Here is a 12,514-nt window from a genome sequence, read left to right on the forward strand (position 1 = left end):
AGGCGGTTTTGTGGATCACGACAGAACGATGCGAATCGGCGAGGTCGCCGATCAGACCTCCTTGTCGTTTCGTACGCTTCGGCACTACGACGACGTCGACCTGGTCACCCCTTCGGGGCGCACAGAAGGTGGGTTTCGGCTCTACACCGAGCGGGATGTCGCGCGACTCATGATCGTCAGGCGAATGAAGCCCCTCGGATACACGCTCGAGGAGATGCGTACGGTGATCGATACCGTCGACGCGCTGGCCGACTCGCCGGAGGACTCTCACCTGCAGGATCGGCTCACCACCATCCGCGAGGAGGCAGCCGCCCGGCGCGAGAAACTCGCCACCCAGGTCGGCATGGCGGATGAGTTCCTCGCACAACTCCACCGATTCTGAGCGGCTCTGCGCGCTGAGGAGGCCCGAACCGCTAGACGAGTTCGGACACCAACTGTGCGATGCGCGCGCGAATGTCGTCGCGGATCGGGCGCACCGAATCAATGCCCTGACCGGCCGGGTCGTCGAGCTTCCAGTCCTCGTAGCGCTTGCCGGGGAAGAACGGGCAGGCGTCGCCGCAGCCCATCGTGATCACGACATCGGAGGCCTGGACCGCCTCGGTCGTCAGAATCTTGGGCTGCTCGCTGGTGATGTCGATGCCGAGCTCTGCCATCGCGTCCACCGCGATGGGGTTGATCTGGTCGGCAGGCATCGATCCGGCGGAGCGGACTTCGATGCGGTCTCCGGCGATGTCGCGGAGAAATCCGGCGGCCATCTGGGAGCGGCCGGCGTTGTGGACGCACACGAAGAGGACGGAGGGCTTGGTGGTGGTGTCAGTCATGGTGGCTCCAATTCAGCGGTTTGTGAGAGAGGTTCAGCGGTTTGTGAGAGAGGTCAGGAGAACGTCTACGCGGTGCGCGATGTCGTCACGGATGGCAGCGACGCCACCGAGTGAGGCGAGCGCGGGGTCACCAACGGCCCAGTCCTCATAGTGGACGCCGGGGATGATTGGGCAGACGTCGCCGCATCCCATGGTGATGACGACGTCTGCCGCGCGGACGGCGTCGTCTGTGAGCGGCTTCGGGAATCGCTCCTGCTCATCATCCGGGCCGGTGATCTCCGCGAGGAGGGGCTGCACGTTCGGGTGAATCTCGGTGGCCGGCGTCGAGCCTGCAGAGCGGGCGATGACGCGCCCTCCGGAGCGCTGGTTGACGAGCGCTGCGGCAAGTTGGGAGCGACCAGCGTTTGCCACGCAGACGAAGAGAACCTGCGGGAGCCCGGTGTCACGATCGCGGCTGATGTCTGTCAGCCGCTGACGAGCGAAATGCTCGGTGAGCGAAAGCAGATGCGTCTTCATGCGCGCAGCCTTGGCAAGGGAAGTATAGGACTCGCGAACCACAGCCTTCACGAGGTCGCGACTCAGCGCTGGGTAGAGGTCGCTGAGTGACGCGGCGAGGTGGGTGAGGGCGTCATCGACGTCTTCGAGTCCGCCGTACTCGATGCGGTGCGTGGGGCCGACGGCCACCGGTGCGAACGAATCGAGAAGGGCCGTAACTGCCGGGCGCAGCTCAGGATTAATGCGGTACCAGACCCACGTCCCGCGGCGCTCAGATGTCAGCACCTCTACGTCCTTGAGAACCTTCAGGTGGTGGGAGACGGTCGGCTGCGAGACGTCCGCCAATTCGGCAAGATCGCACACGCACGACTCACCGCGCGGGTCGGAGGCGATGGCCGACAGCATCCGGAGACGCAGCGGGTCGGAGAGTGCCTTCAAAGTCGAAGCGACGGATGCCGCGGCATCCTGCCCGATGGCATGTGAGACCACGGAATGTGTCGCGGCAGGTGCACACGAGTCGTCGGTCAGCGTGACGTTCATGACGGCATCCTCTCGCCGGTATATGGGTCGGTGTGGAACCATCTGCGAGCCGCCCAGAGCGAGACGTAGACGAGCCCGACGAGCACCGGTACCTCGATGAGCGGGCCGACAACTCCGGCGAGGGCCTGCCCTGATGCAGCCCCGAACGTGCCGATCGCGACCGCGATGGCCAGCTCGAAGTTGTTCCCCGCCGCGGTGAACGCCAGCGTCGATGAACGCGCGTAACCGAGACCGAGCGCTTTGCCGGCGAAGAGTCCGACGAACCACATCACCGCGAAGTACACGAGCAGCGGCAGTGCGATCCTGGCCACGTCGAGAGGGCGGGAGGTGACCTGCTCCCCCTGCAGCGCGAACAGAAGAACGATGGTGAACAGCAGGCCGTAGAGCGCCCACGGTCCGATCTTGGGCAGGAACTTCTCCTCGTACCATTCGCGCCCCTTGCGGCGTTCGCCGATGAAACGAGAGGCGAAGCCAGCGAGCAGCGGGATGCCGAGGAAGATCAGCACGTTCAGGGCGATCGCCCCGACGGAGAAGTCCAGCCCCTGAGTGTCTAGGCCGAGCCATCCGGGGAGCACGGTGAGGTAGAACCAGCCCAGCAGCGAGAACGCCACGACCTGGAAGACAGAGTTGACCGCCACGAGCACAGCGGCAGCCTCTCGGTCGCCGCAGGCGAGGTCGTTCCAGATGATGACCATCGCGATGCAGCGGGCAAGTCCCACGATGATGAGTCCGGTGCGGTACTCGGGCAGGTCGGGAAGGAAAATCCATGCCAGCGCGAACATGAGCGCGGGGCCGATCAGCCAGTTCAGCACCAGCGACGACACGAGCAACTTCTTGTCGCCGGTGACGGCAGCGACCTTGTCGTAGCGGACCTTCGCGAGTACCGGGTACATCATCACCAGCAGGCCGAGCGCGATCGGGACGGAGATGCCGCCGACCTCGAGGCTCGCGAGCAGCGGAGAGACGCCGGGGATGAATCGGCCGAGCAGGATGCCGACGACCATAGCGAGGCCGATCCACAGTGGCAGCCAGCGATCCAAGGTGGACAGGCGGCGCGATGTCGAGGCCTGTGCGGGAGCGGTGACGGCACTCATGCGAACACTTCCTCGGTTTCGAGTTCAATGGTGGTGGTGCTCTCTTCGAGAGCGGACAAGTAGTGCTGAGCATCCTGTGCCGCCGCGCATCCGGTGCCGGCTGCGGTGATCGCCTGCCGGTAGGTGTGGTCGACCAGGTCACCGGCGGCGAATACGCCCGCGAGGTTTGTGCGGGTAGAGGGATGCTCGACCAGGACGTACCCCTCGGCATCCGTGTCGATGAGCCCAGTGACGAGTTCGGAGCGCGGGTCGTGGCCGACGGCGATGAACACGCCTGTCGTGGACAACTCGCGTTCCGTCCCGGTGACGGTGTCGCGGAGGGTGATCGCTTCGACCTTCTCGGCGCCAATGAGGCCGGCGACCTCACTGTTCCAGGCGACCTCGATCTTGGGGTGGTCAAGCACGCGCTGGGCCATGATCTTCGAGGCCCGGAACTCCTCACGCCGGTGCACGATGGTCACCTTCGACGCGAAGCGGGTGAGGAACAGCGCCTCCTCCATTGCGGAGTCTCCGCCACCGACGACAACGATCTCCTGCTCACGGAAGAAGAACCCGTCGCACGTCGCGCACCATGACACCCCGTGCCCGGTCAGGCGTTCCTCATCCGGGATGCCGAGCTGTCGGTACGCGGACCCCATGGTGAGGATGACCGCACGCGCGTGGAATGTCTCCCCCGCTCCAGTTTCGATGACCTTGACCGGGCCATCGAGATCGACGCGAACCGCGTCGTCGAGCTGAATGCGAGCGCCGAAGCGCTCGGCCTGCGCGCGCATCGACTCCATCAACTCAGGGCCCTGGACACCATCCACGAACCCGGGGAAGTTCTCCACCTCGGTTGTCGTCATCAACGCGCCACCAGCAGTAACGGAACCAGCGAGGACAACGGGCGCAAGCCCAGCGCGTGCAGCGTAGACCGCAGCGGTGTACCCGGCAGGACCGGAACCGATGATGACCAGCTCAACCTCTTGAATCGACATGTGTCTATATTGACATCCATCGATACCGAGTGCAAACATGCTGAGGAGAGTTCACCTGCTCGTCACCTTCTGAGCAGATCATTCCGATGCAGCGATCCCGCTGCAGTTTCCAGAAAGCCCACCGCAGTTTCCACGGGGTGATGGTATCGGCCATGGGCGCCCCAGAGGGAGCGGGAACCGCAGAGTAGAATCTCTCATAACGGTCAAGTTAGAGGTTTCGTGAGTTCACAAATTAAGAGGGAAGCGGGGAGACGGCGAACGATTGCCGTGATCTCCCACCCAGACGCCGGTAAGTCAACGCTGACCGAGTCGCTCCTACTCCATGCCAGTGCCGTCACCCAAGCAGGTGCCGTCCACGGAAAGTCAACCCGAACCTCCACCGTCTCCGATTGGATGGAGATCGAGAAGGACCGCGGGATCTCGATCTCATCCGCGGCAGTCCAGTTCACCGTCGATGACGTCGTGTTTAACCTGGTGGACACACCCGGCCACGCGGACTTCTCAGAGGACACCTATCGCGTGCTTGCGGCCGTCGATGCGGCCATCATGCTCATCGATGCCTCAAAGGGAATGGAAGCGCAGACCATTCGCCTCTTCGAGGTCTGCGCTCAGCGTGACCTACCGGTCATCGTCATGATCAACAAGTGGGATCGCCCCGGCCGCGCCGTGCTTGAGCTGCTCGACGAGATCACCAGGCTCACCGGCCGTCAGCCGATGCCGGTGAACTGGCCGGTCGGCGACGCCGGCTATTTCCGAGGACTTCTGGATGTCGCCTCGAGGGATCTTCTTGTGTTCGACAGCGATGGCAGCGGCGCGCATGTGCCTCTCGTTCGCCGTTTCTCCGAACACGATGCCGCCAATGCCGCCAATGTCGGAGATGCATGGCATGCCGCGGTCGAGGAGGCCGACCTCGTGGCCCTCGATGGTGGCGAGTACGACCGACAGAGCTTTCTCGAGCTTTCAGGGATGCCAGTCTTCTTCGGTGCCGCAGTGCGACACATCGGGGTCGGCGAGCTTCTCCAGTTCATCCATGACCATGCGCCATCGGCAACGCCACGGACGTCCACAGAAGGTCACCTTCACCCGGTCGATGGTGGCTTCTCGGCCCAGGTTTTCAAGGTGCAGGCCAGCATGGACCGCGCGCACCGCGACCGCGTCGCGTTCGTGCGGATCTGCTCGGGACAATTCACGCGCGGGATGGTCACCTCTCACGCGCAGAGCGGTCGCACCTTTGCCACCAAGTACGCCCAGCAGATGTTCGGCCGCGAGCGCGAAACGGTCGACACCGCTTGGCCGGGCGACATCGTCGGACTCGTCAACGCCACCATGCTTCACCCCGGTGACACTCTCTACGCGACCGACCGTGTGGAGTACGTCGGGATGTCCACATTCACCCCTGAGCTGTTTGCTCTCGTTTCGCCCGCCGACACCAGCGCGGTCAAGAAGTTCCGCAAGGGGCTGACGCAACTGGTAGAGGAAGGGGTGGTTCAGCTCCTTGTATCTGAACGACGCGGACCGCAGACGCCGATGGTCGGTGCCGTTGGGCAGATGCAGTTCGAAGTTCTCGCCTCAAGGATGCTCAGCGACTTCGGCGTCGAGATCCGGGTTTCCGACCTCCCTTATACAGTCGCCTGCCCCACCGACTCTGCGACCGCTGCTCTGTTGCAAGATCGCCGGGACTGCGAGGTGGTCGCCCGCCACGACGACCATCTGGTCTTGTTCCTCGATGAATGGCGGGTTCGCGCCCTCCTGCGCGAGCTTCCCGACCTGAACCTCGAAGCGCCCGGACAGCGCGCGACGCATCGTCCCTCAGGGACCCGCGGATAGGGTCGCTCGAACGCTTCTAGCTCCCCGCGAGCAGGGTCAGGCCGACGGCGACCGGACGGGCACCGATCTGCAGCACGGATGGTGCGGCGCAGCAACTGCCGGCGTTGTCATCGAAGTCACCTGAACCACCGCACACTCCCGTGTCAGGGAGGACGAGATCATTGCGTGCGGCGGCTTCGTGGTCACCGGCAAGGTGGGCTGTAACACTGCGCACCTGCTCGTAACCGGTCAACGCGAGGAAGGTCGGCGCGCGGCCGTAGCTCTTCACTCCGACGATGAAGAAGCCGTGCTCTGGCTGAGCGAGCTGACGCGCACCGGTTGCCGAAACGGAACCGCAGGAATGGATGTTCGGGTCGATCTCCGAAGCAATACCGGCGACGGCATCCAGAACAGGATCGAGATCGGTGCGCAACTCCCGCAGTATCTCCGTATCGGGCCGGAACCCGGTCAGAGCGAAGACGTGAGCGACACCGGCAACCTCGCGCCCATCCTCGGAGAGGACCGTAACCGTCGCGCCATCTCGCTGAAGTTCGGCCACTCGGAACCCGGTCACGAGCTCCACGAGGCCCTCGTCGATCACCTTGCGCGCACGCGATCCGAGAGCTGCGCGTTCGGGGAGCCCATCCCCGATTCCCCCTCCGAAGACGTTCGCGGCTGTCCCTCGGCGCAGCATCCACGTGACGCGGGTGCCGGGCGCACGGCGCGCCAGTTCGCTCAGCCGCAGCACGGCATGGATGGCGGAGTGACCGGCGCCCACGACAGCGACGTGCGAACCGGCGAACTCAGACACGTCGTCAGGGATGCGGTAGGAAATGACAGCCGCAGCCGCAGCCTCCCCGATCGCCGGAAGGCCATCAGCGCCCGCTGGGTTCGGCAAACCCCAAGTTCCGCTGGCATCGATAACCGCCCGTGCGATGATGCGGGATTCGTTGCCACCCTCATCCACCGTGTGCACGACGAAGGGCTGATCCTTCCGCCCGCCATCGACAACCTTGTCGCGGCCCTGACGAGAAACCCCGGTCACTGTTGTTGCGTACGCCACTCGCTTACCGAGCGCGTCGGCTAGAGGTGCGAGGTAGTCGCTCACCCATTTTGCCCCCGTCGGATAGCCGGAAGTCGGCGCATTCCAGCCTGTCGTTTCGAGAAGGCGACGCGCGGCCGCGTCTGTGAGCTCCGGCCATGCCGAGAAGAGGCGCACGTGACCCCACTCCGATACCGCAGACCCCGGCCCACTTCCGCGTTCAACGACGACCACCTCGATGCCTCGCTCGGCAAGGTGCGCTGCTGCGGCCAGCCCCTGCGGGCCCGCACCGATGACGACAACAGGAAGTTCGGACATCGTTTCTCCTCGAATTGAAAAACTTCAATACGAATAGCGTCAATCATCTATCGAAGATTGTCAATACGTGCCAGGATGTTCCCGTGAGCCTGCCAACGACGATCGACGCGACCTCCTGCTGCGTGCCGCCCATCACATCCTCGCTCACTGCCGAGGAAGCGGAACGTATCGCGCGGGTGTTCAAGGCGCTCGGCGATCCCACTCGCGTCAGGCTGCTGTCGCTCATTGCCGCCAGCACTGGCGGCGAGGCGTGCATCTGCGACCTCACCGAGCCGGTCGGCCTTTCGCAGGGCACCGTCTCGCATCACATGAAGCTGCTCACCGAGGCCGGGCTGGTCACGCGGGAGCAACGGGGCAAGTGGGCGTACTTCGCACTCAACGACGGCGCGCTCGACGCGGCCGCCGACGCACTTCGCTCGGCATGACCGTGATCGACGCCCCGCCCCGTCAGGGTGGACGATTGGCCGCGCTCTCCGTGGGACAGGTCATCAGCTGGGGCATCCTGTTCTACGCGCTTATTGTCGCCTCCCCCGCGATCGCAGACGACACCGGCTGGTCGATCATCTTCGTCACCCTGTCGTTCTCGGCAGGCCTCATCGTCTCTGCCGTCGCCGGGATGTTCGTCGGACGATGGCTCGATGAGCGGGGCCCACGCCTCATCATGACTATCGGAAGCATCATCGGCCCGGCGGGCCTCGTCGTCGTCGCGCTCGCCCCAAACCTGCTGATCTTCACAGTCGGGTGGATGATCGCCGGCGCAGCCCAGGCGGCAGTGCTCTACCAGGCCGCATTCACTGTGATCGCCCGTCGGTACCGTGCGCGCCGACGGGGCGCCATGACGATCCTGACTTTGGCCGGCGGACTCGCGTCCACCGTGTTCGCGCCCGTTGTCGCCGGCCTGCTGAGCATCACGGACTGGCGCTCCATGTTCCTGATCCTCGCCGGATTCCTGCTCGTCACCACCGCACCCCTGCACTGGTTCAGCCTCGAGCGCACCTGGGTGTCGGTTCCGCATGACGACGATGCTGCACAACCACACACGGTGAGCACCGTCATCCGCACCCGGCAGTTCTGGATGCTGGAACTGTCGATGTTCACGCTGGCGGCCGCCCTCTTCAGCGTCACGCTGGCACTCATCCCGCTGTTCACGGAGAAGGGCATGACCTACGAGCTCGCCGCCTGGGCGCTCGGGCTGCTCGGTGCCGGACAGGTCATCGGGCGATTGCTCTACGTCGCGATCCCGCACACCGCGGCACCCTGGATACCGTTGGCCGCCACCGCCGCACTGAGCGTCGCATCTCTCGCCCTGCTCGCACTCGTCCCCGGTCCTCCTTGGCTACTCATCACCATCGGCATTGCCGCAGGAGCCGTGCGAGGCGCACAAACGCTCGTGCAAGGCTCCGCTGTCGCAGACCGTTGGGGCACCCGAAACTACGGCGCCATCAACGGCGTTTTCGCAGCCCCGATCACGCTCATCGGCGCTTTTGGTCCTGCCCTCGGTCCGCTCTTAGCTGCCGCGACAGGCTCCTATTCAGCCATGGCCCTGATCGCCGTCGCGCTGGCCGCGATCGCACTCGGCTTCGCGAGATTCTCCTGAGGCCGGATGCTTGGGGCAGCTGGCCTGGTCGTCGCAGTGCGTTGAAATCAATTCAGGCGCATAGGGAATACGCGAGCCGCGGCATCCGTTGGTAGTACTCGACGCCGCTGTCCTGCGAGGACGCGGCGTCTTCGTTTGCTTCCCCGAAATCCCCTCAGGAGTCACCAGTGCCGAACCTCATGATCATCGTCGCCAGCACCCGCCAAGCCCGCATCGGCCACACCGTCGCCGATTGGGCTGTCAGCACGGCGAACGGCCGCGGAGATCTCACCGTCGACGTCGCCGATCTGCAGGAGATCAACCTGCCCTTCTTCGACGAGGCGCACCCTCCGATGATGGGCAAGTACGAACTGCCGCACACGCTGGCATGGGCCGAGCGCGTGGCCGCCGCAGACGCCTTCCTGTTCGTCAGCCCCGAGTACAACGGCTCCTACCCGGGCGTGCTGAAGAACGCTGTGGACTACCTGCTCGCCGAATGGCAGGGCAAGCTCGCCGGTGTCGTCGCGTACGGCGCGTATCCTGAGAGCCGGATGATCGGCCAGCTCGACTTCGTGCTGCGCAACCTCGGCCTCGAGCGCACCACCGCGGACCTGCAGGTGCAGACCCCGTGGACGCTGCTCGACGCCGACGGTAAGCTCGCCGCTCCGGCCGAACTCACCGACTCACTGCAGTCGATCCTCGACGAATTGTCCCTGGTGGCTGCGGAGCCCGTCACCGCGTAAGCCGGGTTCGCACGACAAGAAAGCCCCGCTAGCCCTGATATTTCAAGGGCTAGCGGGGCTTCTTGTTTAGACGCGACGGCGGGAGTCGAACCCGCAATGCCCTCAGGTATGAACTGGAGCCCGGGACCACCCGGATCGTCGCGATGACATCGACGTTACCTGGCGGCGACCACTTCTGGCCAGGGCCGACCCCTGAGATTTACCTATGTGTCACCCGATGACTACTTGTTTCAGGGCGACTTAGACTGGAAGCATGAAGTTGCCGCCCATTCTCGTGTACTCCGTGCTGCGACTGCTCGCGTTCCTCGTGCCGCTGGCGATCATGTGGTTCTTCTTCCCGATCATGCGCGAGCTCTGGTGGCTGACGGCCATCTTTGCCGCACTGATCGGCATGAGCATCTCGATCCTGTTCCTGCGCACGCCACTTTCCGGTGCATCCTCGAAGATGCACGAGCGCAGCGAGGCGCGCGATGCGGCTGGCAAGCGCAACGCGGCTGCGCGGGATGCTGACGCTGAGGATGCGGTGATCGACAACGCCGGGGACACCGCCACAAACCAAGGCTGAGCCCGGCGCCGCCGCGTAGCCTCCGTGGCGGTGCGTCACACCACCGCGAGTCGGTCCACCAGCAACTCCACCCTCTGCGCGGCATCCTCCGGCACCAGCCGCCCCGCCCGGGTCAAGGTCGCCAGCCCGTGCAGGGAAGCCCAGAATACCTCGGTGAACAGCCCCCGGTTCACGCCATCCCCGGCGACCTCACCCAGGCTCTCCCGCAGCGCGGCGAAGGCATCCTTGAGCGGTTCTGGCGTTTCCTCCTGCGCGTACGCAAGGCCGCCGTCGAGCTGGAACAAGGCGTCATAGACCGCCGGGTTGCGTGCAGCGAAATCAAGGTACGCACGAGCGAGTGCAGCGACCCGGGCATGCGGGTCGTCTGCGGCGGCGGTCACCGCCCGCACCACCGCGGCCAACTCGGCGGCGCCCTCCAGTGCTACGGCGCCGATGATCTCCCGCTTGCCGCGAAAGTGGCTGTAGAGGACGGGCTGGCTGTACTCGATGCGCTCGGCGAGCCGGCGCGTGGTGACCGCATCCCAGCCCTGCTGCTCCGCGAGTTCGCGGGCAGTCGCCACGATGAGTCGCTCCCGCTCCGCCCGTTCACGCTCCTTGCGTTTCTGTACCGACATGACCGAATTCTAGCGCTGCTAGACAATCAAGCGAAACTATGTTTAGCATCGATTTGCTACCTAGCAGCACTAGATCAGGAGTCATCATGCTCAATGTTCTCGAAGTCGTCTCCACCGTTGCCGTCGGCGTGATGGTCGGGGTGGAGTTCTCCGTCGTCTTCGTCCTGAACCGGATCCTCAACGCGCTCCCCGACGACAGCAGACAACGCGGCCATGCCCACGCCGGGCGGATGCTCGGCGCGGTGATGCCGGTCTGGTACATCGGCTCACTCGTCCTGGTCGCGGTCTGGACAGTCGCCAGATGGCATGGCCCTGGCACCGGACTCGTGGCCACTGCGGGCGCGCTGCTGATACTCGGCGTGGTCATGTCGGTTCTACTGCTCGTCCCGATCAACAATCTGAACAAGACGTGGACCCCTGAGAACCGGCCTGCCGATTGGAAGCAGCTGTTACAGCGTTGGGAACGCTTCCATTACGTTCGGCTCGTCGTCATCATCGCCGCCTTCATCCTGCTCGTCGCCGCCCTCGTCTGAGGTTGCGGGCCGGCCAGTCGAAATCAGCCGGCGAATGCCCAGTACAGCGCGCCGGCGTAGACCAGCGCGGTGAGCGATGTGAGGCCGAGGGCGACGACCAGTTCGCGCGCCTGGCGGTACGACCACACGATGATGATCGCCGGGATGCCAGCCAGCAGAGCCATCAGTGCGAGCCACGCGATCGGGTACAGCAGCGCGATGAAGCTCGACAGCAGGAACGGCACCACCATGAACACGGTGTAGACGACCTGCGTCGCCCGGCGGCCGATCAGCACCGTCAGCGTGCGCTTTCCGACCGCACGGTCCTGGTCGATGTCGCGCAGGTTGTTGGCGAGCAGTACACCGCAGGCGAAGAGCCCGACGGCGATCGCACCGATCCACGCTTCTTGTGGCAGGTAGAACGCCTGCACCCACGTGGTTCCGAGTGTGGCGACGAGCCCGAAGAAGATGAAGACGAAGACCTCGCCGAGACCGAAGTATCCGTATGGGCGTTTGCCGCCGGTGTAGAACCACGCGGCGATGATGCACGCGGCGCCGACCGCCAGCATCCACCACTGACCGGTGCGAATCACGATCGTGAGCCCCACGATCGCGGCGAGCGCGAAGAAAACGAAACCGATTTTGAGCACGGAGCGCGGATTCACGCGACCGGAGGCGGTCAGGCGGGCGGGCCCCACGCGGTGCGCATCGGTGCCGCGGATGCCGTCGCTGTAGTCATTCGTGAAGTTCACGCCGATCTGCAGCAGCACCGCAACGGCGAGGCAGGCCAGCGCGATGACCCAGTGCAGTTCGTGATCGATGATCTGGGCAGCGCCGGTGCCGATGATGACCGGAGCGATCGCGAGGGGAAGCGTGCGCAGGCGCGCAGCGCCGATCCAGTCACGCGCAGTAATCGGCGGGGCCTCGACGATGGGCCGTCTGGCGGGGTTGCCGCTGGTGCGAACCGGCTTCCGGTTGGGTGCCGACGTCTTGCGCTTCGAGGATGCTGCCACGGTACGGATCTTAGTCCGCCTGCCGATGGCTGCCGAACCCGATCAGTTCGGGTTGCTGTCCTTGCCGTCCAGCCACAACGTGTCTGTCGCATCCGCATGCGTGCCACCGGACCCGACATGTTTGACGCTGATCTGCGGCCCCTTGGTGATCACGTGCACAAGCGACATCGCATGACCCTGGCCGAGCGCGTAGTCCTCTTTCAGCCAGGCGATGATCGGCGTCGCCTTGGTGGTCTCGTCGAACCCCTTCTCGCGGGCGAGGGCGATGAACTGGCGAGGGGTGAGTCCGGTCTTGGTCTCGATGTTGTCGAGGTATGCCTGGAAAGACATGGTTACTCCTTCAGAGATTGAATGTTGCTGTTCATGTCTCCACTCTCGACGGATCGTGCCGGGTCTCC

15 protein-coding genes are annotated in these 12,514 nt (G+C 64.6%); 7 read left to right on the forward strand and 8 right to left on the reverse strand.

All coding sequences use genetic code 11. The features are described from left to right. Positions 1-28: 28 nt before the first annotated feature. Positions 29-382 carry a MerR family transcriptional regulator gene (locus tag ACSU1G_RS30825; RefSeq protein ID WP_439285088.1) on the forward strand — a complete coding sequence of 118 codons (354 nt, stop codon included), beginning with the start codon at positions 29-31 and terminating at the stop codon, positions 380-382. Between the two features lie 31 nt (positions 383-413). On the opposite strand, the gene ACSU1G_RS30830 is transcribed toward ACSU1G_RS30825, so the two are convergent. Genes ACSU1G_RS30830 through trxB form a run of 4 tightly spaced genes read right to left on the reverse strand, consistent with a single transcriptional unit; the run spans position 414 to position 3,927 of the window. Further along, positions 414-821 carry an arsenate reductase ArsC gene (locus ACSU1G_RS30830; RefSeq protein WP_439284850.1) on the reverse strand — a complete coding sequence of 136 codons (408 nt, stop codon included), beginning with the start codon at positions 819-821 and terminating at the stop codon, positions 414-416. A gap of 33 nt (positions 822-854) precedes the next feature. Next, entirely contained in the window at positions 855-1,856 is a 1,002-nt protein-coding gene (locus ACSU1G_RS30835; protein WP_439284852.1) for a metalloregulator ArsR/SmtB family transcription factor, read from the reverse strand. Then, the gene (arsB, locus tag ACSU1G_RS30840) at positions 1,853-2,950 is read right to left on the reverse strand and encodes an ACR3 family arsenite efflux transporter (protein WP_439284854.1); all 1,098 of its coding nucleotides are present in this window, start codon (positions 2,948-2,950) and stop codon (positions 1,853-1,855) included. Before arsB ends, ACSU1G_RS30835 begins: the two co-directional genes overlap by 4 nt. Beyond that, a complete protein-coding gene (gene trxB, locus ACSU1G_RS30845) occupies positions 2,947-3,927 on the reverse strand; it encodes a thioredoxin-disulfide reductase (RefSeq protein WP_439284856.1) in 981 nt (326 codons plus the stop codon). The genes arsB and trxB overlap by 4 nt, the downstream gene beginning before the upstream one ends. Positions 3,928-4,146: 219 nt before the next feature. On the opposite strand from trxB, the gene ACSU1G_RS30850 reads away from it, so the two are divergent. Then, the gene (locus ACSU1G_RS30850; protein WP_439284858.1) at positions 4,147-5,754 is read left to right on the forward strand and encodes a peptide chain release factor 3; all 1,608 of its coding nucleotides are present in this window, start codon (positions 4,147-4,149) and stop codon (positions 5,752-5,754) included. Positions 5,755-5,770: 16 nt separating this feature from the next. Here the strand turns inward: ACSU1G_RS30850 and ACSU1G_RS30855 are convergent, their stop codons facing one another. Continuing rightward, positions 5,771-7,093: an FAD-dependent oxidoreductase gene (locus ACSU1G_RS30855; RefSeq protein ID WP_439284860.1), complete on the reverse strand. Its 1,323-nt coding sequence runs from the start codon at positions 7,091-7,093 to the stop codon at positions 5,771-5,773. Between the two features lie 83 nt (positions 7,094-7,176). Between ACSU1G_RS30855 and ACSU1G_RS30860 the strand changes: the two genes are divergently transcribed. The 4 genes from ACSU1G_RS30860 to ACSU1G_RS30875 all read left to right on the forward strand — a co-directional run bounded on the left by ACSU1G_RS30860 (position 7,177) and on the right by ACSU1G_RS30875 (position 9,977). Continuing rightward, positions 7,177-7,518: an ArsR/SmtB family transcription factor gene (locus tag ACSU1G_RS30860; protein ID WP_439284862.1), complete on the forward strand. Its 342-nt coding sequence runs from the start codon at positions 7,177-7,179 to the stop codon at positions 7,516-7,518. After that, the gene (locus ACSU1G_RS30865) at positions 7,515-8,690 is read left to right on the forward strand and encodes an MFS transporter (protein WP_439284864.1); all 1,176 of its coding nucleotides are present in this window, start codon (positions 7,515-7,517) and stop codon (positions 8,688-8,690) included. Before ACSU1G_RS30860 ends, ACSU1G_RS30865 begins: the two co-directional genes overlap by 4 nt. Before the next feature lie 167 nt (positions 8,691-8,857). Continuing rightward, positions 8,858-9,412: an NADPH-dependent FMN reductase gene (locus ACSU1G_RS30870; protein WP_439284866.1), complete on the forward strand. Its 555-nt coding sequence runs from the start codon at positions 8,858-8,860 to the stop codon at positions 9,410-9,412. Positions 9,413-9,665: 253 nt separating this feature from the next. Beyond that, the gene (locus ACSU1G_RS30875) at positions 9,666-9,977 is read left to right on the forward strand and encodes a DUF4229 domain-containing protein (protein WP_439284868.1); all 312 of its coding nucleotides are present in this window, start codon (positions 9,666-9,668) and stop codon (positions 9,975-9,977) included. 35 nt (positions 9,978-10,012) lie between these two features. Here the strand turns inward: ACSU1G_RS30875 and ACSU1G_RS30880 are convergent, their stop codons facing one another. Next, on the reverse strand, positions 10,013-10,591 hold the full coding sequence (locus ACSU1G_RS30880) for a TetR/AcrR family transcriptional regulator (protein ID WP_439284869.1): 579 nt from the start codon (positions 10,589-10,591) through the stop codon (positions 10,013-10,015). An 86-nt stretch (positions 10,592-10,677) separates the two neighbouring features. On the opposite strand from ACSU1G_RS30880, the gene ACSU1G_RS30885 reads away from it, so the two are divergent. Then, positions 10,678-11,124, forward strand: a complete 447-nt coding sequence (locus ACSU1G_RS30885; RefSeq protein WP_439284870.1) for an anthrone oxygenase family protein — start codon at positions 10,678-10,680, stop codon at positions 11,122-11,124. Between the two features lie 23 nt (positions 11,125-11,147). Here ACSU1G_RS30885 and ACSU1G_RS30890 read toward each other — a convergent pair whose 3' ends face one another. Together ACSU1G_RS30890 and ACSU1G_RS30895 are read right to left on the reverse strand one after the other, a co-directional pair. After that, on the reverse strand, positions 11,148-12,116 hold the full coding sequence (locus ACSU1G_RS30890) for a 1,4-dihydroxy-2-naphthoate polyprenyltransferase (protein ID WP_439284872.1): 969 nt from the start codon (positions 12,114-12,116) through the stop codon (positions 11,148-11,150). A gap of 42 nt (positions 12,117-12,158) precedes the next feature. Beyond that, a complete protein-coding gene (locus tag ACSU1G_RS30895; RefSeq protein ID WP_439284874.1) occupies positions 12,159-12,446 on the reverse strand; it encodes a DUF4287 domain-containing protein in 288 nt (95 codons plus the stop codon). Positions 12,447-12,514: the final 68 nt, after the last annotated feature.

This window comes from Microbacterium sp. A93, assembly GCF_051842835.1.

What these genes read in the sequence shown, in the direction of transcription:
- trxB (WP_439284856.1), bottom strand. Translation starts at nt 3,927, where the DNA reads ATGTCGATTCAAGAGGTTGAGCTGGTCATCATCGGTTCCGGTCCTGCC.
- ACSU1G_RS30875 (WP_439284868.1), top strand. Translation starts at nt 9,666, where the DNA reads ATGAAGTTGCCGCCCATTCTCGTGTACTCCGTGCTGCGACTGCTCGCG.
- ACSU1G_RS30865 (WP_439284864.1), top strand. Translation starts at nt 7,515, where the DNA reads ATGACCGTGATCGACGCCCCGCCCCGTCAGGGTGGACGATTGGCCGCG.
- ACSU1G_RS30830 (WP_439284850.1), bottom strand. Translation starts at nt 821, where the DNA reads ATGACTGACACCACCACCAAGCCCTCCGTCCTCTTCGTGTGCGTCCAC.
- ACSU1G_RS30855 (WP_439284860.1), bottom strand. Translation starts at nt 7,093, where the DNA reads ATGTCCGAACTTCCTGTTGTCGTCATCGGTGCGGGCCCGCAGGGGCTG.
- ACSU1G_RS30885 (WP_439284870.1), top strand. Translation starts at nt 10,678, where the DNA reads ATGCTCAATGTTCTCGAAGTCGTCTCCACCGTTGCCGTCGGCGTGATG.
- ACSU1G_RS30880 (WP_439284869.1), bottom strand. Translation starts at nt 10,591, where the DNA reads ATGTCGGTACAGAAACGCAAGGAGCGTGAACGGGCGGAGCGGGAGCGA.
- ACSU1G_RS30835 (WP_439284852.1), bottom strand. Translation starts at nt 1,856, where the DNA reads ATGAACGTCACGCTGACCGACGACTCGTGTGCACCTGCCGCGACACAT.
- ACSU1G_RS30895 (WP_439284874.1), bottom strand. Translation starts at nt 12,446, where the DNA reads ATGTCTTTCCAGGCATACCTCGACAACATCGAGACCAAGACCGGACTC.
- ACSU1G_RS30825 (WP_439285088.1), top strand. Translation starts at nt 29, where the DNA reads ATGCGAATCGGCGAGGTCGCCGATCAGACCTCCTTGTCGTTTCGTACG.
- arsB (WP_439284854.1), bottom strand. Translation starts at nt 2,950, where the DNA reads ATGAGTGCCGTCACCGCTCCCGCACAGGCCTCGACATCGCGCCGCCTG.